Raw genomic sequence first — 23,383 nt, 5'->3', positions numbered from 1 at the left:
AGGCTTACAGATACTGGCCGGAGCCGGTGTGGCCCTGGGCGTGACCGCCGCCGGCGGCGCCGGGGGGCAGTGCGCCGTGGCGCATCTGCTCCAGCTGCGCGCGAGCAGCCATCTGCTGGGCGAACAGTGCGGTCTGGATGCCGTGGAACAGGCCCTCGAGCCAGCCCACCAGCTGGGCTTGGGCGATTCGCAGCTCGGCGTCCGACGGTGTGGCGTCCTCGCGCAGCGGCAGGGTCAGCCGGTCCAGCTCCTCGCGCAGCTCCGGGGCCAGCCCGTCCTCGAGTTCGCGAATGCTGGCGGAGTGGATCTCGCGCAGCCGTGCCCGGCTCGCGTCATCGAGCGGTGCGGCGCGCACCTCCTCGAGCAGTTGCTTGATCATGGTGCCGATACGCATCACCTTGGCGGGCTGTTCGATCAGGTCGGTCAGCGACGCCTCGTCATCATCGACGGTTTCAGTGGAGCTGTTGAGTCCGGCCGCCAGCAGCCGCGGGTCGGCACCGCTGATGATCTCGACCCCATCTGAGTCGTCTGCGCCGTTACTGCCGCTGGTGCTCACTGTGCTCCGCCTCCCTGCCATTCGTAGATGCTGGCCCCGCCATTGTCGTAGATCTTGGCCCACGACCGCGATTTCTCCAGTGACACTAGCCCGTCGGGCAGTGTGAACCCGCGGACCGTCGGGCTGCTGATCAGCACGTAGCGGATATTGAGGTCGTGCACCGCGGCCGCTACCCGCGGATCGGTGTCTGCGTCGTCGGCGTAGGCCCAGAAGACGAACCGTTCCGGGCCCGGGCCCTGCTGCTGAGGATAGTCATAGTGCGTCCACAGCGGGTGCAGGTCGGCGACCGCGTACATCCAGGCGCTGCCGTCGACGTTGGCGTTGCCGATCACGGTGTCGTGGGCCCCGGGCAGGTCGGCCAGGAACGCGTACGCCTGCAGGTCGCGGGAGTCGACCATCACCGAGTCGTACTTGTCGCCGAGCAAGAACGCGTGCCGCGGCAGGTAGTGCCAGGCCAACCCGACCGTCGTCGCCACCAGCAGCAGCCCGGTCAGCACCGGCCGCACCCGCGCGCCCGCCGGCTTACAGATCAGCCCGGCCAGCGCCGCCAGGCCCACTCCGGCCATCGGAACCAACAGCAGCGTCATCGCCGCCATGATCCGGCGCGGGTCGCTGTAGAACAGGTCGGTGAAGGTGCCCACCACCTTGCCCACCGGGCCGCCGAGCGGAGCCGACGACTGCACCACTGCAACCACCAGCACCGCCCACAGCGCCAACGGCCACCACACCTTGCGGGCCACCAGCATCGCCGCCCCCGCCGCGGCCAGAGCCACCAGCGCGTATTGGATCGGAAAGTCGTTGAGGTGGCGGGTGTGCATCAACAGGGCGTCCCGCAAACCCGACCTGCGTCCTTCGTGGGTCAGGAAGGCGTGCCCGGCGATGATCTCGGCCTGCTTGCGCACACTGAGCAGTTGCGGCAACAGCAGCAGCGCGGTCGGGATCAGGACCCCGGCCAGGGCGAGGGTGTCGCGCCGCTTACCGCGCAGCGGATTCCACAGCGTGCCATCGCAGGGACTGAGCCACCAGGCCGCCACCAGCAAGACCGTGACCACGCCCCCGGTCAGGTGTACCGAGAACACGCCCAGCAGCGCCAGAACCGCTACCCACATCCGGTCCCGCAGGGTGCGGACCGCGGTGATCAGTGCGAACGCCGGCGCCACCAGTCCGTAAGCCACCAGATTAGGCATGGCGGCGGTGCCGAACTCGACGTAGGGCAGCGCGGTGAAGGACGCCGACAGCGCGGCAGCGGTGCCCGCTGACACCGCCGTCACGGCGGTGCTCGTCACGCGCTGCAGCAGATTCCAGGTGAGCAGCGCGGCGCTGACGGGGAACAGCCACACCGAGGCGGCCAGGCCGGCCAGGGTGTAGCCGGTGGTGGGTGCGGCGCCGGTCAGTTGGCACAGCACCGCGGTCAGCGCGTGGAATGCCGACGGGTAATAGAGCGCGGCGTGGGTTTCGACGTTGCGCAGCTCGCCCATATGGGTCGGTGAGGCCTGGCCGGTGTCGAGGATGAAGCGGACGGTGTTGGCGTGCCACACCGCGTCCCAGGTGCTGGGAATGCTCTGCCAGTCCGGGATTCCCCGCACCGCGGCCCAGCCGATCAGCAATACGCCCAGTAGCGTTCCGGCGGCCACCGTGAGTATCGGCCACAGCGCCAGCGAGGGCGCCGCCACATGGATGCCGGGACGGCGCTCCAGCAAAGACCGTATTCCTCGCGACAAGCCGCCCACCACGGCGCCGACCACCACCAGTGCGACCGCTGCAGTGGTTGCGTTCCAAGGGATTCCGGCGGCGCCGAAAGGGACGATGGCCAGGCCTACGACCCCGTAGGTAAGTGCCGGTCCTATCGCCACGGCTAATGGCCAGTTCAGGCCGGCGCCGGCCGCTACGAGCGCGCCCGGAAGTACCAGTAGCAAAAGCGCGGCGACCATTCCGAAGCCAAGAAGCACTGCACTAGTATGTCTGCCAAGGTGGCCTGGCTCCGTATTGCGGGGGAGCTATCTCGTTATCCGAGACGTTCACCGATCGATCTTGAGAAGTTTTAAGGTGGCTGGCATGGCCTATGACGTCGCTCGCGTGCGTGGATTGCACCCGACGCTCGGTGACGGATGGGTTCATTTCGATTCGCCCTCGGGCATGTTGATTCCGGACTCGGTGGCCACCACCGTGTCGACCGCCTTCCGGGGGTCGTTGGCGATGGCGGCCGGCCCGCACCCGGCGGCCCGGCGCAGTGCCGCGGTGTTGGTCGCGGCCCGCCAGGCGGTGGCCGATCTGGTGGGCGCCGATCCCGCTGCGGTGGTGCTGGGTCCTGATCGCGCCGTGTTGTTGAGCGCGTTGGCCGATGCCGCGTCGTCGCGGGTGAGCTTGGGCTACGAGACAGTGGTCACCCGTCTCGATGACGAGGCCAACATCGCCCCCTGGGTGCGAGCCGCCAACCGCTATGGCGCCAAGCTCAAATGGGCCGAGGTCGACATCGAGACCGGGGAGCTGCCCAGCTGGCAGTGGGAGAACCTGATCACCCCGTCCACCCGGCTGGTGGCACTCACCTCGGGGTCGGGGGTACTGGGCACCGTGACTGATCTTCGGCCGGTCACCAAGCTGGTCCACGATGTGGGCGGCGTGGCCGTCGTCGACCACTCGGCCACGGCGCCGTACCAACTGCTCGACATCAACGAGGTCGACGCAGACGTGGTGGCCGTCAACGCGGCCTCCTGGGGCGGGCCGCCGGTGGGTGCGTTGGTCTTTCGCGACCCGGCGCTGATCGACACCTTCGGGTCGGTGTCGCTGGACCCGCACGCCGTGGGCCCGGCCCGACTGGAAGTCGGTCTGCACCAGTTCGGTCTGCTGGCCGGGCTGGTGGCAAGTGTCGAGTACCTGGCTTCGCTGGACGAGTCGGCCCGGGGCAGTCGCCGCGAGCGGCTGGCGGTATCGATGCAGTCCGCCGCGGCGTATCTGAACCGGCTGTTCGAGTACCTGTTGAGCTCGTTGCGGTCGCTGCCGCTGGTGATGCTGATCGGCCAGCCCGAGGCACGCATCCCGGTGGTGAGCTTCGCAGTACAGAAGGTGCCGGCCGAGCGAGTGGTGCAGCGGTTGGCCGACAACGGCGTGCTGGCGATCGCCAATGCCGGATCCCGGGTGCTGGATGCGATCGGGGTCAATGACATCGGGGGAGCGGTCACCATCGGGCTGGGCCACTACTCGACGATGGCCGAAGTCGACCAGCTGGTTCGGGCGCTGGCATCGCTGGGTTAGTCCCGCCGCCGCGCGACCAGCGACGGCGACGCTTTGCCTCTCGTCAAGGCTCTCGACCGCGGGCGCGTGTTCCCGCCTCTTAGGCATTAGCCGAGGGCTTTCGCTTGCCGGCACCGCACACAACCGCAAGGGGCGCAAAGTGGCCTTCGGGCGGCTTGCCATGCCACATCCGACACGGAATCCACGCCGGCAGGAGCGGCGGAAACGGCCCTTTGAGTCCACTTTGGTGGGCGATTCTGCAGTCGACCGAAAGTTGCCTAAGCAATCTTAAGCGAACCGCTGCGGCGGCTCCTGCGCGGCAAAAGCAGCTATGAGCTGTGAGTATATGGCCATCGACGAGGCTCACGACTGCTTGTCGGCGTCCAGATCTGGAAGAGAGGCTTGACTTTGACTGAGGATATCGACAGACTCAACGACGCGACTGACCATTAGGCCGCACATAGTTCCTCGTTATCGGACGAAATCGACGTCGGAGCGGACACCAGACGTCAGGGTGGTTAAGGAGTTTTTCAGTGCGACACGGTGCGGTCTGTTCCCTGACGTTGGTCCCGACGATCCTGGCCGGCTCTGCCCTGGTGGGTTTGGCGCCGATCGTGTCGCCGGTCTCCCCCGGGCTGAAGACTGTGGCGGCAGCGCCCGCGCTGCTGGCCGACGAGGACTACCCCGGCATGGCCTTGCTCATGGGCGGCAGCGGTGTGCCGATTCCTCCTATGCGCCTGGTGCAGAAAGCATTCGATAACTACATCGCGACCAACGGCTACGCCGATTACGGGGTGAAGAGAATATTCACTCCCGAGGGGCTGAACCCCATTTTCACCCCGCCCAAGAGTCTGCCCCTGGACCCGTCGGTGGCGCAGGGTGTGACCATTCTCAACGACAGCATCAAGGCGGAATTGGAAGCTGGGCGCAATGTCGCGGTCGGTGGTGTCTCGCAGAGCGCCACGATTGCGTCGCTGGAGATGCAGAACATCGTCAACGGGTCGCTGGGCTTCCAGCCGGACACCGATCAGCTGGCGTTTTTCATGGTCGGCAACCCCAGCAACCCCAACGGCGGGCTGCTGTCGCGCTTCGACGTCCCGGTGGGCTTCCAGCCGACCATCCCGAGCCTGGGTCTGACCTTCACCGGCGCCACTCCCGCCGACACCGGTTTCGACACCCACATCTGGACCGGTGAATACGACGGCATTGCCGACTTTCCCCGGTATCCGCTGAACATTCTGTCGAACATCAATGCGTTCCTCGGGATCCTCTATGTCCACGGTGAGTATTTCAAACTGGACCAGTCCGAGATCGATAACGCCATCGAACTGCCGACGTCTGACGGATATGACGGCGGCACCCACTACTACGTGATTCCCACCGAGTTCCTGCCGCTGGTGGAGCCGCTGCGCGGCATCCCCTTCATCGGTGATGCGATGGCCGACCTGCTCGCTCCCAGCCTGCGGGTGCTGGTCAACCTGGGCTACGGCTCCGACCCCACGATCGGCTGGTCGGACGGCCCGGCCGATGTCGCGACACCGATCGGGCTGTTCCCTGAGCTCGACTCCGACGACCTGGGCATCATCTGGCAGGCGCTGGTCGATGGAGTCCAAACGGGGATTCACGACGCCATCGACCAGCTCTCGGACCCGGCGAACTGGGCGTTGCCGGTGGGCGAGTCGGCGGGAACGGGTTCCTTCGACTTGGCGGACCTGCCGTCGTTCCTCGAGGTCGTCAACGCCTTCAGTGGCGCAGCGTCGCTGGCCTACCAGACGCTGCTGCCGACCGCAGACATCCTCAACGCGCTGACGACCTCGCTTCCGGCGTTCGGCCTGAGCCTCTTCACGCACTACTTGGAAGAGGGTGACCTGCTGAACGCGATCGGCATGCCGCTGGCAGCCGGCGCGGGCCTGACGACGTTGGCGGCCGGCATCGAGTTCATGGTGCTGGCCCAGGCCTCGAACAGCATTCAGGACATCTTCGACGACCTCTTCTAGATCCGCGACGCCCTGGGCCGGGGCGATCTCATTCGCCCCGCCGGTAACAGGGGGCGAGGTCAGCGACAACAGTCGTTATGTCGAGTCGTGGCTGCTGCGGCCTACAGGGTAAGGCGCGTGAGCTAACAGGTGTTGTCGCTCGGAGGCGGGCGTTAGTCCCTGTGGTTCGGGATCGCCGCTGGCTTGATGGCGTCGATCCGCTTCGCCCGGCTCCGCCGCGCTTGCGATCGCCGCTGGCTTGATGGCGTCGATCCGCTTCGCCCGGCTCCGCCGCGCTTGCGATCGCCGCTGGCTTGATGGCGTCGATCCGCTTCGCCCGGCTCCGCCGCGCTTGCGATCGCCGCTACGCTGTGGGCGATTACCGACGTACTTTGAAGGCAGATCAGACGATGGCAGAACTGACAAGTTCCCTGGCCCCTTTGGCTCTGGACACCTTGGTTGACCTGATGCAGCAGCAGGCTGCGCGTTTTCAGGACACGCCCGCGTTCATCTTCTGCCCAGAGGGCGATATCGAAGAGGACCGGGTCACCTACCGCGACCTGGACCGGCGTGCCCGCTCGATCGCGGCGAACTTGCAGCTTCACGGTGCCGCCGGTGAGCGTGTGCTGGTGCTCTGCCGCCCGGGCGTGGACAGCATCGCCGGGCTGTTCGGCTGTTTCTATGCCGGCGCTGTCGCGATACCGGTCGACGAGCACTGGCCTATCCGGCGGATCGAGACCGTCGTGCCCGAAGCGGATGCGCGCTTCGCGCTGGCTACGGCCAAAACCCAGGCCAAGATGAAGTCTGCGGTGGACGGCCTCAGCGCTGGGCCGAAGCTGACCTGGCTGGCCATGGATGAGGCCTCTGGTGACGGGGCGGCCTGGGAGCCGCAGAGCGTCCGTGCCGACAGCCTCGCCATGATCCAGTACACCTCGGGCTCCACCGGGGTGCCGAAGGGTTGCGTGCTGACTCACCGCAACTACCTCAGCAATCTGGAGATAATGCGGTGGGCGCTCAATCCGCCGGATGACGCACCAGTGATGAACAGCCCGATCAGCGGGGTGTCCTGGCTGCCGCAGTACCACGACATGGGCTTCGTGGGGGGCATCCTCGGCACCATTTATGGCGGCCGCACCACCGTGCTGATGGCGCCGAGTGCCTTCCTGATGCGCCCACTCCGGTGGATGCAAGCGATCTCCCGCTACCAGGCCACCATCACCGCCGCCCCCAACTTCGCCTACGAGGCCTGCGTCAAACGCAGCACTGCGGAGCAGCGCGCCGCCCTTGACCTGTCGAGCCTGTCGATCGCCGTGGTCGGCGCCGGGCCGATCAGTTCTGAGACTCTGCAGTCCTTTACCGACGCATTCGCACCCGCCGGCTTTCGGCCGGAGGCGTTCATTCCGGCCTATGGGCTGGCCGAGGCGACCCTGGGCGTGACGGGCATGTCCGAGTCGGCGCTGCCGGTGGTCCGGCACTTCGACCGGACCGCGCTCACCGAGGATCGAGTCGTCGAGGTGGCAGCCGACGTCGCCAAGCCGGAGACCGCGCTGCCGCTGGTGGGCTGCGGCAAGAAGTCTGAGCTCCTGGACGTCCGAATCGTCGATGCCGAGACGCGGGTACTTCGCGCTCCTGAGGAAGTGGGCGAGATCTGGGTGTCCGGGCCGAGCGTGGGCGTGGGCTACTGGGGACGTCCCGAAGAGACCGAGCACGCCTTTGCGGCGCACCTGGCTGACACCGGCGAGGGCCCCTACCTGCGCAGTGGCGACCTGGGATTCTTCGCCGACGGCGAACTGTACGTCACCGGCCGGTGTAAGGACCTGATGACGATCGGTGGCTATAGTCACTACCCCAATGACATCGAGCTGACGGTGCAGGCATGCCACCCGGCGCTGATGCCCAGCCGTGGCGCGGTGTTCCAGTTGCCGACCGAGCGGTACGCCCCCGAATACCTGGTGGTGGTGCAGGAGGTGCACCACCACGAGGCGGTCGGGGTCGATCCGAAAGACCTGATCGAAGCCATTCGGGCGGCTATCCGCACCCACCACGGAATCGACGCACAGGCCGTCGTGCTGCTCAAACCGATGCGGATACCGACCACCACCAGCGGCAAGATTCAGCGCGGTGCGTGCCGCGACCAGTACGTCGCCGGTGAACTGACCGTGCTGGCGGAGTGGGCGCAACCGCGGCCGAGTAAAGGAGCGCCCGGGCTCAAGGGTGCGCTGTTGGCCGGACTGGGGCGGATGGTCGCGTCGGCTTTGGCGCACGACCAGAGACCGCAGGACGGGCCGGACCGGGCCTGACTTCAAGGCCCGCTGGGACTGCCGTTGTGCCTGGCTGCCTTGACGGCGCTGGCCCCGCAGGACCAGGTTCGACTACCCGGCGCCCGCTGCTTGTTCTGACAGTGGGCCGGAGTCTCGCCCGGGTGTCGAGTTTCCCGGTAGCCGCTCGGGCTCTGCCGGCCGCGCCACCCCCGACAAAACGTCCCTACCTCAGCGTCACCACACCCGCAGAATAATCATTAACAAAACCCAAGAATCCTGCATGGCGCCTGGGTGCACACCACGGTGACATGGGGATACGTCCGTCCCGCCTGATGGACATATATCGCCTCACGTGCAATCAACCAGGGTTTTTACGACTGTTTTCCTTATAAAAATTACGGTTCGACAAAGCGGAAAACTCATGTAAGTTTAAGCAACGTCCGTAGTCAGTGTCCGTAGGAGAGCATGATGCAGCTCGCGCTTCGCCCGTACGTCACCCCCGGTGTCGCGATCGCGGGTGCCGCGTTGATCGCGGTCAACGGGGCCGTTCCCGCGGCGGTGCTGCGGCCCCAGGTTGAGCCTCGCCAGTCCTATGAGTTGGTCCAGCACCATCCTGTGAAACTCACGGCCGATTTCTTCGGGCCGTGGCAGGACCTGTTCAACAACACCGCCACCAACCTGGTGGCGATGGGATCTGACAACGGGTGGATCAACCTGCTCGAGCAGGTCTTCAGCGACCCGAGCTCGCTGTCGCGGCTGCCGGAGGTCTTCGACTTCCTGACCAGCGTCATGCCCTCGATCAGTGGCTCCGACCCGCTCATGGTTCTGCTCTCGCCGATCCTGACCATCGGGATGGGTCTCATCGGCCCGCTGGTCACGGTCAACGACGCGATGCAGGACATTCTCAACGAGATCTTCAACCCCAATGACCCGCTGGACCCGTTCGCGGCGATCTTCACCGCGGTCCCGCGCCTCCTCGACGCCTGGCTGAACGGCACCAGCACCATCGACGTGGCCGGCATCAGCATCCCGGTCTTCAACGGCCTCCTGGTCCCGGGTCAGAACCTGATCATCGACCAGACGGCCGAGGAGCTGGCCAACAACCTCAATATCGGCAACCAGACCATCGCCAGCCTGCTCGACCAGACCGGCATCGGCACGATGCAGGTGGCGGGCATGTTGACCGGCCTGCTGGACAGCCTCGGCATGGGCGACGACACCCCGGTCGACGTCATCAACGCCCTCGGCCTGGGCAGCCTTGAGGTCTCCAGCGTGCTGAGCACCGTCTTCGACGCGGTGGGCATCGGCAACCCCACCATCGCCGAGCTCATGGACCAGCTGGGTATCGGCAACGTTCAGGTCGCCGACCTTGCGATCGACTTCACCCATGCCCTGGGCTTCGACAACCCGACGGTCGTCGACATCGCAGGCGACGTCGGCTTGGCCGACCTCAAACTGGCCGACTTGGGCATGGACGTGCTCAACGCGCTGGGCATCGGAGACCCGACGGTAAACGAGCTCCTCGGTGACATCGGCGCCGGCGACCTGACGCTCAACGGACTGCTGCAGACAGCGGTGGAAGCGCTGGGTCTGGGCGGTCAAACCCCGGCGGACCTGCTCGACGCCACGGGCCTCGGCGCCCAGACCACCCACGAGTTCATCACCTCGCTGCTCGGCGGACTGGGCCTGGGCAACCAGACGATGATGGACCTGCTCAGCCAGGCCGGCCTTGCCGACGCGGACATGTCCCAGCTGATCGTGAGCATCCTCGGCCCCTCCGGCAACGCCACGGTGGCCGACATCATGGGTTACGCCGGCTTCGGCACTGTGACGGTCGGGGACATCACCGACCTGCTGGGCATCACCAACCTGTCGCTGGGCACGATTCTGGGCAACCTGTCCTACATCACCGGCAACCTGACGATCAACGACATGCTCGTCGCCACCGGCATGACCCCGCTGGACAAGGGTGGTGACGCCCTGCTGTCCGACTCCCTGGCGGGTACCACCATCGCCACCTTCTTGGGCGACCAGCTGAACGACCCGCTGATTTCGATGCTCGGCCCCACCGGCGATATGACCATCGCCGAGATGATCCAGACGAACTTCGCGATGACCCTGGGCCAGATGCTCGAACAGTCGGGCATGGCCGATCAGACCCTGACCGACCTGGTGCTGGCCGGTATGCCCGACCAGCCGCTCTCCGAGCTGCTCGGCGTCATGGGCAACACCACGCTTGCGGACCTGATCAACCAGCTGGTGCCCGCCGACCAGACCATCATCGACATGCTCAGCGCGTCGGGTCTGGGCGACCAGACCATGAGTGAGCTGCTCACCCAGACCTTCGGTGACCAAACCGTCGCTAACGCACTGGACGACGGCGGACTGGGCAGCATGCACCTCGACGACATCATCCGTCAGGCGCTGGGCCCGCAGACCCTCAACGACATGCTCAACGACTTCGGCCTCGGCGGCCAGTCGCTCAGCGACCTGTTCGACCAGTTCTTCGGCATCACCACCATCGCCGACCAGATGCTGGCCCTGGGCCTGGGCGATCAGACGCTCAACGAGCTGATCGACTCGCTGTTCGGGACCTCGACGGTCAGCGCGCTGCTCGGCGACTTCGGCACCCAGACCGTCGACGAGCTTCTGACTTCCATGGGCCTCGGCGATATGACCGTGATCAACGCGCAGATCAGCGAGTTCTGGGGCTCCATGTCCTACTGGCTTGACGGTCTAGGGGACCAGATCACGGCGGTGCTCGGTGGCTAAGCGACAGGAAAACTTCGGAACTTCCGTCCGGGAGGGCGTCATGCAGCAAACACTTCGTCCGTACGTCACCACCGGCCTGGCTGTTGTCGGGGTGGGCCTGGTCGCGGCTCCCCCCGTGGCCTCGAACCTGCCGCAGCTGCAGCACCAGCTCGCGATGGTCGAGCAGCGCGGCGTCGCGCTCACGTCGGGCTTCTTCTCGCCCTATACCGACCTGTTCGAGCACACCATCGCGAGCCTGCAGGCGCTGAACCAGAACTCCGTGGACATGTGGGGTCTGCTGCAGCACATCATCACAAACCCGCAAGAGGCGATCAACGGCATCCCGGATGTCATCAACATCTTCACCAACGCGATGCCCACCGTCGGTGTCCAGATCTTCCCGTTCCCAGCGGAGATCGACCTGCAGCTGCCGACGTGGGCGGCTTCCCTGCTTGCGGGCATCGGCCCGTGGGTGACGATGGGCAACGCGTTCCAGCAGGTCATGGACGAGATCTTCGGTAACCTCTTCACCGACCCGATGAGGGCGTTCTCGGCGCTGATCGGTGCGCCGGCCACGCTGTTGGACGCGTTCCTCAACGGCAGCACCGGAGCCTCCTTCGGGGGCGCCTATTTCCCGTTGTTCAACGGTCTCTTGACCCCCGGACAGCCGATCGACGCCAACTTCAATATCGGCGACGTGGTCGAGTTGTCCGGCATGGGCGACACCACCATCACACAGCTGCTGTCGCAGGCCGGTATCGGCGATGTTCCGCTGGAAACGCTGATCATCGACCTGCTCGACGGGCTCGGCTTTGGCCACATGACGCCGGTCGACCTGCTCAACGACATGGGTATCGGCACCCAATCGCTCTCCGAACTGCTGATCGGCGTCTTCAACGAGGCCGGTATCGGCAACCCCACCATCGCTGAGCTGTTGGAGAGTCTTGGTGGAATCGAGCCCGGCGACTCGGTCGCCAGCCTGCTGATCGCACTGCTCAACCAGACCGATATCGGCAACCCCAGCCTGTCCGAGCTCATCCTGAGCTTCGTCGGCGGCGACGATGCCACCGTCGGTGGACTGATCAAGGATCTGCTGGGCGCTACGGGCAACGAGTCCCTGGCCAGCCTGATCGACCCGACCTGGACGATCGGCGGATTGCTGACCGATTCGCTGGGCGACCCCCCACTGACCGAGTTCTTCGAGCAGATGGGCCTCGGCACCATCACCATCGGCGCGCTCGCCGGAATGTTGGGCGAATACGGCGACCAGACGCTGGTCGACCTGCTCAACGAGGGGTTCCTCGGACCGGACATCACCGGCAGCACCCCGCTGATGGAAATGATGCTCTCCATGTTCCCGCCCGGCGCCACCTTGGGCGATCTGATGGGCCCCTTCGGCAGTCAGACCCTCGGCGATCTCATGGAGATGATGCCGATCGGCGAGAACACCATGGGTTACGACCCCACCACCCCGGTGACCGACGTTGTGCTCGTGGACTTGATGTACACGCTTCCCAGCCCCGAGCCGGGTTACGCGAACCTGGCCGAGACACCGTTGGGCGTGCTCGCCCCGGATCAGGCCGCCCTCCTCGAGAAGGCCGGCAACCCGACTCTCGGCGCGGTGATGGGCACCAACACCGTTGGCCAGGTTCTCGAGAACATGCACCTGTACGACGTCACCATTTTCCAAGGTCTTGACGCCATGGGCCTCGGTAACTACACGCTGGAGGCGTTGTTCGACGGCCTGGGCAATATGACCGGCAACGTCACTCTGGAGCAGTTCTTCCTCGCCTGGGGCTTCGACCCGACCCTGACGGAGCTCATGGAGAGCGCCGTCGCCGGACTGGGGCTGACCGACACCACACTGCTCTCCCTGTTCGAGGACTGGGGCATGGGTAGCGTCAGCCTATCCGGCCTGATCGACAGTCTCGGCTTGAACGACATCTACATCCAGTCGATTTTCAACAACCTGGGCCTGAACAACATCGACATCGATATGTTCATCGACCGCCTCGGGTTGAGCAGCATCTCGATCGCCGGCATTCTCAACGGCTTGGGCCTGAACGACCAGAGCCTCGACGAGTTCATCAACAGCCTGTTGGGCGGTGTTTCGATCGACAGCATCCTCAATGGCCTGGGCCTGGACGAGGTGCACTTGGACCAGTTCATCACCGACTTGATGACCAGTGTGCTCGGCGACCCCACGCTGGGCACCTTCCTCGGCTGGATCGGCCTGGACACCTTCGACCTGGACACCATCGTCGCCAACCTCGGCCTCGACGGCACGATCAACTCGCTGCTCACCGACCTCGGCCTGGGCAGCCTCGACATCAACGGCCTGATCGACGGGCTGGGGCTGTCCGACCAGGGCCTGCTGGGCATCAACGGCGACTTCTTCGGGGTGGCCTCGCAGTGGCTCAACGACATTCCGAACCAGATCGCCGCGGCGTTGGGCTTCTACGGCTGAACCTGCTGAGCGGTAAGCCACCAAATCCAAACTTCATGACAGACAAAGCGAGCACAACTGTGGGCCACACAGATAGGAAAACCCAAATGGCAGTAGGACGTAACGCTTCGGGCAACGGTCACTCACGTCGGCGTGGCCGCCGTCTGTTGGGTGCCGGTAGTGCGGTTGGGGCGTTTTTGGCGTTTGGGTTGTCGCCGTTGTCTGGGGCGCCTGTTGCGCATGCTGATGAGCTGGATTGGGTTGTTGATCTGGTTGGCGCGGATTTGGCTGGGGCTCTTGGTGATTTGAGTCAGGCGTCGTCGTGGGAGACGTTGTTTGATCAGGCTTCGTGGGAGCCGTTGCTGAGCAATGTTGGTTTGTCGTTTGATGCGTCGTTGGCGGGTGTGCCGGGGTCGGCGGCTGCTGATGATTGGTTTGGGTCGTTGTTCTATGACCCGTGGCATGACTTGGGTCAGGCGTGGATCAACAGTTCGTTTGGTTCTGCGGTCAATGATTTCGTCAATATTTTTGGTTTCGGTCAGATTCTGATCGGTAATGGTGCTGACGGTATTGATGGTGGGACGCTGGCGCAGGCTGCTGGTGGTGCGGGTGGTTTGTGGTTCGGTGATGGTGGTGCCGGTGGTACCGCTGCCGATGGCACCGGTGGTGTGGGTGGTTCGGCGGGGATGTTCGGCGATGGTGGCGCCGGTGGTGCGGGTATTGATGGTGGCGATGGTGGCGCTGGTGGTGCTGGCGGCTGGTGGATGGGTCTTGGTGGTGATGGCGGCGCTGGTGGTGCTGGTATCGCTGGTGGTGCCGGTGGTGTTGGTGGTGTCGGTGGTGATGGTCTTGGTTTGGCGTTCGGTTCGGGCGGTAATGGTGGTCTTGGTGGCGATGGTGCGGTGGGTGCTGCGGGGGCGACTGTTGGTGCTGGGCTGAATGGTCTTGCGGGTGCTAATGGTGGTGCCGGTGGTAATGGTGGTGCTGGTGGTCGTGGTTCGTGGTTGATCGGTTCCGGCGGTAAGGGTGGTGCCGGCGGTGCTGGTGCCGACGGTGGTAATGGTGGCGATGGCGGCGACGGCATCAACGCCACGACCCCCGGTGGAGCGGGCGGCCACGCCGGTGACGGTGGCAACGGTGGTACCGGTGGTGCGGCCGGTCGTGGTGGTGCTGCTGGTTCCGGTGGTCTGCTGGGGTCGTCGGGTGTCGCGGGTGTCGGTGGCACTGCTGGTGACGGTGGTAACGCCGGTGTCGGTGGTAACGGTGGCGACGGCGCCGACGGCGACTCGACGTATGTCGACGGTGGTGCCGGTGGTCGTGGTGGTGACGCGGGTGTGGCCGGTGCCGGTGGTGCGGCGGCACCGGGCGGCACAGCGGGTGCTGCGGGTGCGGCGGCGACCGGTGGTGGTAACGGTGGCCGCGGCGGTGACGGTGCCGACGCCGGCATCGTCGGGACCGCTGGTGGTGCGGGCGGCAAGGGTGGTGACGCTGGCTCGCTGGGCAACGGTGGCGCCGGTGGCGCCGGTGGTGACGGTGCGGTCGGCCTCGCGGGCCACACCGATGTCAATGGTGATGGCACGACGGGTCTGGCCGGTGGCGCCGGTGGTGTCGGTGGTGCCGGTGGTGCGGGCGGTTCCGACGCCGGCAACGGTGGTGTCGGTGGTGCCGGTGGCCGCGGCGGCACCGGTGGTGTCGGTGGCGCCGGTGCCGATGGCACCGCGGGTGTGGATGCGGCCGCCGGCAGTGGTGACACCGGTGGCGACGGTGGCGACGCGACGAACACGGCCGGCAACGGCGGCGTCGGCGGTGTCGGCGGTGCGGGTGGCGCGGGCGGTACGTCGGCGCACGGCACCGCGGGTGCGCACGGTGTCGGTGGTATCGGCGGCGACGGTGGCGCCGGTGGTCAGGCAGGCAATGGTGGTGCCGGTGGTGCCGGTGCCGGTGGCGGTAATGCCGCAGCGGCCGGTTCCGGCGGTAACGGTGGTAGTGCGGCAGCCTCCACTGCGGGCCAGGGTGGCACTGGTGGTAAAGGCGGCTCCAGCGGCGGGTCTGCTTACGCCGCGACCGGTGCGACGGGTGTTGACGGTGCCGAGGGCAATGGTGGTGCCGGTGGTGTCGGTGGCGCAGGTGAGCTCCTTGGCGACGGCACCGCGCAGGCCGGTGGCCAGGGTGGTAACGGTGGCGACGCCGGCACCGATGGCGACGGCGGCGCGGGTGGCGCCGGTGGCCGGGGTGCGACCGGTGAGCACGGTGTCACCGACGGCAATGGCAACGGCACCGCGGGCGCAACGGGCGGTGCCGGCGGTGCGGGTGGCACCGGTGGTGCCGGCGGCACCAACTCCGGCACTGGCGGCGTAGGCGGCGCGGGCGGAACCGGCGGCCTCGGTGGTAACGGTGGCGCGGCCGACGACGCGACGGTGGCCGGCAACGCCGGTGGTACCGGTGGTAACGCCGGTGCCGGCGGCCTCGGTGGTGACGGTGGTGCGGGTGGCGTCTCCGCGATCGGCGCCGGTGGTGCCGGCGGTGCCGCGGGTAACGGTGGCGCGGCCGGGCAGGCCGCGGCTGGCGGCGCGGGCCTCGGCGGCGGGGACTTCGACGCAGCCGGCGCCGGTGGCCAAGGTGGCGATGGTGCGGTCGGCGGAGCGGCCGGGACGGCCGGAACCGGGACCGACGGTGGCGCGGCCGGTAGCGCGGGCAATGTCGGTGCGGGCAGCGACGGTGGCGCCGGCGGCGCAGGTGGCAAGGGTGTCGGTCTGGCCAGCGATGGCGTAACCGGCCAGGCCGGCGGCGTCGGTGGTCAGGGTGGCAATGCCGCCACCGATGGCGACGGCGGTGCGGGCGGCGCCGGCGGCGCGGGTGCCAACGGTACGCAAGGCACGACAGACAACAGCGGCAGCGGTACCGCGGGCGGCAACGCCGGTGCCGGTGGCCAGGGTGGCGCCGGTGGTTCGGCCGGATCCAACTCCGGTACCGGTGGTGCCGGCGGTATCGGCGGCCAGGGTGGCGCTGGTGGTAGCGGCGGCGCCGCCGACGACGCGACGGTCGCCGGTGCTGCCGGTGGTAACGGCGGCAGTGCCGGTACCGGTGGTGCGGGCGGCAAGGGCGGCGCCGGCGGCTCGTCGGCCAACGGCACCGGCGGCGCGGGCGGTGACGCCGGTAACGGTGGCGCGGCCGGATCGGCGACTGCCGGTGGCAAGGGCCTCGGCGGCGGAGGAGGCGACGCAGCCGGCGCTGGCGGCGCCGGCGGTAACGGCGCCGACGGTGGCGCGGCGGGCGCTGGCGGCGCCGGCGGAAGCGGTGTCGCGGGCGGTGCCTCTGGCGACGCGGGCGTGGACGGTCTGAGCAGTGATGGCGCGGCCGGTGGTAACGGCGGTGCCGGTAGCGGCCTGGCCAGCGACGGCCTCACCGGTCAGGCCGGCGGTGCCGGTGGTGCCGGTGGTGACGCCGCCGCGAACGGCAACGGTGGTGCCGGTGGTGCCGGCGGTGCGGCTGCCGATGGTGCGAACGGAACGACCGACGGCAACGGCAACGGTACGACCGGTGGTGTCGGTGGTGCCGGCGGCGCCGGTGGTGCCGGCGGTGCGGCCGGTAGCAACTCGGGCACCGGTGGTGCCGGTGGTGCCGGTGGTACCGGTGCCTCCGGTGGTAACGGTGGCGCGGCAGACGATGCGACGGTGGCCGGTGCGGCCGGTGGCAACGGCGGAAGCGCCGGGGCCGGTGGTGCGGGCGGCGCCGGTGGTGCGGGTGGCACCTCGGCCAACGGCACCGGTGGCGCGGGCGGTGACGCCGGCGACGGTGGTGCGGCAGGTACCGCAGCGGCCGGCGGCAAGGGCCTTGGTGGCGGTGGCGCCGACAACGCCGGTAACGGTGGTGCCGGTGGTAACGGTGCCGACGGAGGCGCGGCGGGCAACTTGGGCGCCGGTGGCGCGGGCGTGCAGGCCGGTGCCGACGGTGGCGCGGGCGAGGCCGGTCTGAGCAGCGGCGGTGCGGCCGGCGGTAACGGTGGCGACGGCAGTGGTCTGGCCAGCGACGGGCTGACCGGCCAGGCCGGCGGCCAGGGTGGCGCCGGCGGTAACGCGGCCACGAACGGCAATGGTGGTGCCGGCGGCGCCGGCGGTTCGGGCTTCGCTGGAGCTGACGGGTTCACCGACGGCGGAGGCAACGGCACGACCGGTGGTGTCGGTGGTGCCGGCGGCGCCGGTGGCGTTGGTGGTGCGGCCGGTAGCAACTCGGGCACCGGTGGTGCCGGTGGTTCCGGTGGTGCCGGTGCGTCCGGTGGTAAGGGCGGTGCGGCAGACGATGCGACGGTGGCCGGTGCGGCCGGTGGCAACGGTGGTAGTGCCGGCACCGGTGGTGCGGGCGGCGCCGGTGGTGCGGGTGGCACCTCGGCCAACGGCACCGGTGGCGCGGGCGGTGACGCCGGCGACGGTGGTGCGGCAGGTACCGCAGCGGCCGGTGGCAAGGGCCTTGGTGGCGGTGGCGCCGACAACGCCGGTAGCGGTGGTGCCGGTGGTAACGGTGCCGACGGTGGTGCGGCGGGCAACTTGGGCGCCGGTGGCGCGGGCGTGCAGGCCGGTGCCGACGGTGGCGCGGGCGAGGCCGGTCTGAGCAGCGGCGGTGCGGCCGGTGGTAACGGTGGCGACGGCAGTGGTCTGGCCAGCGACGGGCTGACCGGTCAGGGCGGTGGTCACGGCGGCGCCGGTGGTAACGCGGCAGCGGTCGGAAACGGTGGTACCGGTGGTACCGGCGGTGTCGGCGCGACTGTCGCCGGCATCACCGACCCCAACGGCAACGGCACCGACGGCTTCCTCGGCGGCGTGGGCGGCAACGGTGGTACCGGTGGTGCCGGCGGAACCACCTCAGGCAATGGTGGTGCCGGCGGTAACGCCGGTAACGGCGGCAATGGTGGCGCCGGTGGCGCCGGTGGAGACGCGACGGTCGTCGACACCGATGGTGGCTACGGCGGCAACGCCGGAGCCGGCGGCCAGGGCGGTACCGGTGGTAGCGGTGGTGTGGCCAACAACGGCACCGGTGGTGCCGGCGGTAACGCCGGTGACGGTGGCAATGCCGGCATCGCGGGCAAGGGTGGTACCGGCCTCGGTGGTGGCGGCGCGGCCAACGCGGGTGCCGGTGGTGCCGGCGGCGCGGGTGCGGACGGCGGCAGCGCGGGAACCGAAGGCGTCGGCGGCACCGGCACTGCGACCGGAGCCCAGGGCGGAGCCGGCAACGGTGGCCAGGGCAGCGACGGTGGCGCCGGTGGCCAGGGCGGTGCTGGTGCCGGCCTGATCGGCGGAACCAACACCGGCCAGGGCGGTGGCGCCGGTGGTGCCGGTGGTGACGGCTCGTCGGTGCGCAATGGTGGTGCCGGCGGTAACGGCGGCACCGGTGCGACGGTCGACGGCATTACCGACCCCAACGGCAACGGCACCGACGGTGCCGACGGTGGTGCCGGCGGCGTCGGTGGTGTCGGTGGTGCCGGCGGCTCTGTCTCCGGCAACGGTGGTGCCGGCGGTAGCGGCGGCGCAGCAGGCCACGGCGGTAACGGCGGCAACGGTGCCGACGGAACCGCCGGCATCAACGCCGGTGCGGGCACCGGCGGTGACGGCACCAACGGTGGCGACGCCGGCGACGGCGGCAAGGGCGGCAACGGCGGCCAGGGCGGCAACGGCGGTGCGGGCGGCAGCGCCACCAACGGTTCGGCTGGCGTCACCGGGGTCGGCGGCGTCGGCGGGAACGCCGGTGATGCGGGCAATGCCGGTAACGGCGGCCAGGGCGGCCACGGTGCCGGCGGAGGCGCCGGGGCCAAGGCTGGCAACGGTGGTGCAGGCGGTCAGGGCGGTGTCCGTGGCGAGGCCGGCGCGACCGCTGGTGAAGGCGGTTGGAACGGCGACAACACCGACCAGGCCGCCAACGGTGCGGCAGGTGCCGCGGCGACCGGCGGTAACGGCGGTGCGGGCGGCAACGGTGGCGCCGGCGTGGTGCACGCCGATGCATCGCCTCAGGCCGGTGGCGATGGTGGCCGCGGCGGCGCGGCCGGACCGGTCGGCGTCGGCGGCGCCGGCGGTAACGGCGGAATCGGTTCGGCCGGCACCACGGGTGTCGACGGGATCGTCGACGGTGCGGGCAACGGCGGCAGCGGAACCAACGGCGGTCTCGGTGGTGCCGGCGGTGCGGGCGGTGACGGCGGCGAAGGCGGGAGCATCTCCGGTGACGCCGGTGCCGGTGGCGCTGGCGGCGCTGGTGGCGCCGGTGGCCGCGGTGGTTCCGGCGCCAACGGTGCCAACGCCGCATCGGTGGCATTCGGTAGCGGACTTTCCGGCGGCAACGGCGGTTACGGCGGCGACGGTGGCTCGGGTGGTCTCGGTGGCAACGGTGGCGCCGGTGGTGTCGGGGGCACGGCAACGCTCGGCAACAACGGTGCGGCCGGGGCCGGTGGCGTCGGCGGCCAGGGCGGCGCCGCGGGTAACGCGGGTAACGGCGGTACCGGTGCCAATGGCGCCGGTGGCGGCTCGAACGCGATTGCCGGACACGGCGGTAACGGCGGTGACGGCGGTGACCGCGGTGCGATCGGACTCGGCGGTAAGGGCGGCCTGAGCGGCGACGGCCAGCAGGCCGTCAACGGCGGCAACGGCGGTGCGGCAACCGGCGGCAACGGCGGTGCCGGTGGCCGCGGTGGCAACGGTGCGGTGTTGGCCAACGGCAACCCGCAGGAAGGTGGCGCAGGCGGACTCGGCGGTGACGCCGGCACCTACGGCAACGGTGGCGCCGGTGGCGCCGGCGGTGCCGGCAGCGTCGGCGGCAACGGCGCCAGCGGCACGTCCAGTTCGGTCAACGGCATCAGCGGCCAGTCCGGCGGCTCGGGCGGCGACGGCGGCGCGGGCGGCAAGGGCGGCTCGATCGCCGGCAACGGTGGTGCCGGTGGCGGCGCCGGCGCAGCGGGCAACGGCGGCAACGGCGGCAACGGCTTCCAAGGCAAGGCCGGCCAAGACGCGGTCGCCGGAACCGGAGGCGTCGGCAGCAACGGCGGCAACGGCGGCAACGGCGGCAGCGGTGGTAACGGCGGCAGCGGTGGTAACGGCGGTGCCGGTGGTACCGCCACCAACGGCACAGCCGGCACCAATGGTCTGGGCACAGTCGGCGGCAACGCCGGTAACGCCGGAACCGGCGCGGATGGCGGTCGCGGTGGCAACGGTGCCGGCGGTGGTGTCAACAGCCTCGCTGGATCCGGTGGTAACGGCGGTGCCGGTGGCAACGTCGGCACTGCCGGTATCGGAGGCACCGGTGGCTACAACGGTGATGGCGTAACTCAGCGGGCCGACGGCACCGACGGGTTGGCGGGCGCACACGGCGGTAACGGCGGTAACGGCGGTAACGGCGGCAACGCTCAGGGCACGAGTCAGGCCGGCGGTAAGGCCGGTAACGGCGGCGACGGCGGCAACATCGGTAACGGCGGTAACGGCGGTAACGGTGGTTCCGGTACCACCGGCGCGGCCGGGATCACCGGTGGCGACGGCAACGGAACCGACGGCGCATCGGGTACTGCCGGCGCGGTCGGCGGTAGCGGCGGCAACGGCGGCTCCATCTCCGGCAACGCGGGTAACGGCGGTAACGGTGGTAACGGCGGCAGCGGCGGTGCTGGTGGCAACGGAGCCCTCGGCACGGGCGGCTCGGCAGGCGGCAGCGGCGGTGACGGCGGCAACGCCGCATCCGGTGCGGCCGGTGGCAAGGGCGGCAGCGCCGTCAACGGCACCGCGGGCAACGGCGGTAACGGCGGTAACGCCGGAAACGCGGGTAACGGCGGTACCGGTGCCAATGGCTCGGGCGGTGGCAACAACGCGGTGGCCGGCGCAGGCGGCAACGGCGGCGACGGTGGTGACCGCGCTGCGGCAGGCCTCGGTGGTGCCGGCGGTACCGGTACGGGCGGCCCGGGCAAGGCGGGCATCGACGGCGCTCTCGGAGTCGGCGGCAATGGCGGCAACGCCGGCCACGGCGGCACGGGCCAGGTGCTCGCCGATGGGTCTTCCCAGGCCGGCGGTAACGGCGGCATAGGTGGCGCGGCCGGCACGATCGGAAACGGTGGTGCCGGTGGTAACGGCGGCGCCGGCGCTCTGGGTGCCAACGGAATCATCGATGGCAATGGCGACGGCACCAACGGTGCCGACGGCGGCATGGGCGGCAACGGCGGCGTGGGTGGCGCCGGCGGCAGCATCTCCGGTAACGGTGGCGCCGGCGGCCGTGGCGGTGTCGGTGGTACCGGCGGCATCGGTGGCGTCGCGCAAGGAACCGACGGGCAGAATGCGGTGGCCGGTAGCGGCGCCGACGGTGGCGACGGTGGCGACGCCGGTCTCAGCGGTAACGGCGGCGCCGGCGGCCACGGTGGTGCGGGTGCCCTCGGTGGTACCGCCACCAACGGAACCCAGGGCAGCACGGGTGCTGGTGGCGTCGGCGGCAACGGCGGTGCGGGCGGTGCGGCCGGGCGCGGTGGCAACGGCGGTAACGGTGCCGGCGGCGGTGCCGACCATGTCGCCGGCGACGGCGGCGACGGTGGCGCCGGCGGTTACGCCGGATACGGCGGTAGCGCCGGCAATGGCGGCGTCGGCGGCGACAACACCATCGCGGCCAACGGCAAGGCCGGCGCGGACGGCAACGTCAGCACCGGCAACGGCGGTAACGGTGGTGCCGGCGGCACGGGCGTGATGCTCGGTGACGGCGTCGCCCAGTCCGGCGGTAGCGGCGGTGACGGTGGTGCCGGCGGCGCTGTCGGTAACGGCGGCAACGGTGGGGCCGGCGGTGCCGGCGCTACCGGCACCAACGGCAGCACCGAGGCATCCGGCGACGGCACCAACGGTGTGGCCGGCGGCGACGGCGGCCACGGCGGTAGCGGTGGCGCGGGCGGCAGCCAGGCCGGTAACGGTGGCGCCGGCGGCGTCGGTGGCGCGGCGGGTTCGGGCGGTAACGGCGGCGACGCCGCCGACGGAGCCGCTGGCGGCGATGCGGCGGCGGGCAGCGGTGGAAGCGGCACCGACGGTGGCGACGCCACCGGCACGGCGGGCAACGGTGCGGACGGCGGTGTCGGCGGCAACGGCGGCTTCGGCGGCAGCTCTGCCCACGGCACCGCGGGTGCTGACGGCGTGGGCGGTAAGGGCGGCAACGCCGGTAGCGCCGGTAACGCCGGTGATGGCGGTCGCGGCGGTAACGGTGCCGGTGGCGGCGGTGGTGCGGTGGCCGGGTCCGGCGGTAACGGCGGCGACAGCTCCAGTACGGCAGGAACCGCTGGCACCGCCGGGGCCGGCGGCTGGAACGCCGATCACACCGCGCAGGCGGCCGGTGGTCAGGCCGGGGCTGCCGGTAGCACCGGAAACGGTGGCGTCGGCGGTAACGGCGGTACCGGCACCAATGCGGTGCTGGGCGGCGCGGCCGCCCAGCAGGGTGGCGCCGGTGGCGCCGGTGGCGACGCGGCACTCAACGGCAACGGTGGTGCGGGCGGTACGGGTGGCGCGGGCGGACTCGGGGCCAATGGCACTACCGGAACAACCGGAACGACGGGTGGCTCGAAGGCTCCTGGCGGAACCGGCGGTGTCGGTGGCGACGGAACGGCCGCGGCCGCCGGCGGTGCGGGCGGCGCGGGCGGTGCCAGTGGTACCGAGTCCGGCAACAGCGGCGCCGGCGGCAAGGGTGGCGCCGGCGGCACGGGCGGCAACGGCGGTGCCGGCGGTACGGGTGGTACGGGCGGTTCCGGCTCCAAGGGCAACACCGCCGGGGCCGGCGGTCTTGGCGGCAACGGCGGCACCGGCGGTACCGGCGGGGCGTCGGGCGAGGGCGGTGCCGGAGGCACCCTCCGCAACGGCGGCGGCATCGCCGGCGCCAACGGTGCCGACGGCGCGGACGGCAAGGGCGGCAACGGCGGTAACGGCGGTAAGGGCGGCATCGGCGGTAACGGCAGTACCGGTAAGAACGGCTGGACCGCTGGTGCCGGCGGTAAGGGCGGAACCGGTGGTACCGGCGGCACGAGTGGCTCTGGCCAGGGTGGTCTGACCGGTGGCGGTGGCACTGCAGGCAGCAATGCAAGTGGTACCGATAACGCCACACCCGGCCAAGGCGGTGCCGGCGGCACCGGAGGCAAGGGCGGCGGATCGTGATGATCCGCCGCCCCTGGCGACCG

At 69.5% G+C, this 23,383-nt stretch carries 9 protein-coding genes; 7 read left to right on the top strand and 2 right to left on the bottom strand.

Features of this window, described 5'->3' with window-relative positions:
- Window positions 1-4: 4 nt before the first annotated feature.
- Both ACKY0W_RS20930 and ACKY0W_RS20925 read right to left on the bottom strand, forming a co-directional pair.
- Window positions 5-556, bottom strand: coding sequence for a bacterial proteasome activator family protein (locus ACKY0W_RS20930; RefSeq protein ID WP_409435635.1), 552 nt, complete (start codon window positions 554-556; stop codon window positions 5-7).
- A complete protein-coding gene (locus tag ACKY0W_RS20925) occupies window positions 553-2,505 on the bottom strand; it encodes a DUF6541 family protein (RefSeq protein WP_409435634.1) in 1,953 nt (650 codons plus the stop codon). Before ACKY0W_RS20925 ends, ACKY0W_RS20930 begins: the two co-directional genes overlap by 4 nt.
- A gap of 106 nt (window positions 2,506-2,611) precedes the next feature.
- Here ACKY0W_RS20925 and ACKY0W_RS20920 point away from each other — a divergent pair, with 106 nt between their 5' ends.
- From ACKY0W_RS20920 to ACKY0W_RS20890, 7 genes are all read left to right on the top strand, one after another.
- The gene (locus ACKY0W_RS20920; protein ID WP_409435633.1) at window positions 2,612-3,808 is read left to right on the top strand and encodes a cysteine desulfurase-like protein; all 1,197 of its coding nucleotides are present in this window, start codon (window positions 2,612-2,614) and stop codon (window positions 3,806-3,808) included.
- A 512-nt stretch (window positions 3,809-4,320) separates the two neighbouring features.
- The gene (locus ACKY0W_RS20915) at window positions 4,321-5,784 is read left to right on the top strand and encodes a PE-PPE domain-containing protein (protein ID WP_409435632.1); all 1,464 of its coding nucleotides are present in this window, start codon (window positions 4,321-4,323) and stop codon (window positions 5,782-5,784) included.
- Between the two features lie 389 nt (window positions 5,785-6,173).
- Window positions 6,174-8,063, top strand: a complete 1,890-nt coding sequence (locus tag ACKY0W_RS20910; RefSeq protein ID WP_409435631.1) for a fatty acyl-AMP ligase — start codon at window positions 6,174-6,176, stop codon at window positions 8,061-8,063.
- A gap of 429 nt (window positions 8,064-8,492) precedes the next feature.
- Complete coding sequence (locus ACKY0W_RS20905; RefSeq protein ID WP_409435630.1) at window positions 8,493-10,796, top strand: hypothetical protein; 2,304 nt, start codon at window positions 8,493-8,495, stop codon at window positions 10,794-10,796.
- A gap of 40 nt (window positions 10,797-10,836) precedes the next feature.
- Entirely contained in the window at window positions 10,837-13,242 is a 2,406-nt protein-coding gene (locus ACKY0W_RS20900; RefSeq protein ID WP_409435629.1) for a hypothetical protein, read from the top strand.
- A 534-nt stretch (window positions 13,243-13,776) separates the two neighbouring features.
- Entirely contained in the window at window positions 13,777-14,160 is a 384-nt protein-coding gene (locus ACKY0W_RS20895; protein ID WP_409435627.1) for a hypothetical protein, read from the top strand.
- On the top strand, window positions 14,076-23,360 hold the full coding sequence (locus ACKY0W_RS20890) for a PE family protein (RefSeq protein WP_409435628.1): 9,285 nt from the start codon (window positions 14,076-14,078) through the stop codon (window positions 23,358-23,360). Before ACKY0W_RS20895 ends, ACKY0W_RS20890 begins: the two co-directional genes overlap by 85 nt.
- Window positions 23,361-23,383 lie beyond the last annotated feature (23 nt).

The organism is Mycobacterium sp. SMC-14 (genome assembly GCF_046250075.1).
GTDB lineage: Bacteria > Actinomycetota > Actinomycetes > Mycobacteriales > Mycobacteriaceae > Mycobacterium.
This window is presented reverse-complemented; position numbering and strand designations above follow the sequence as displayed.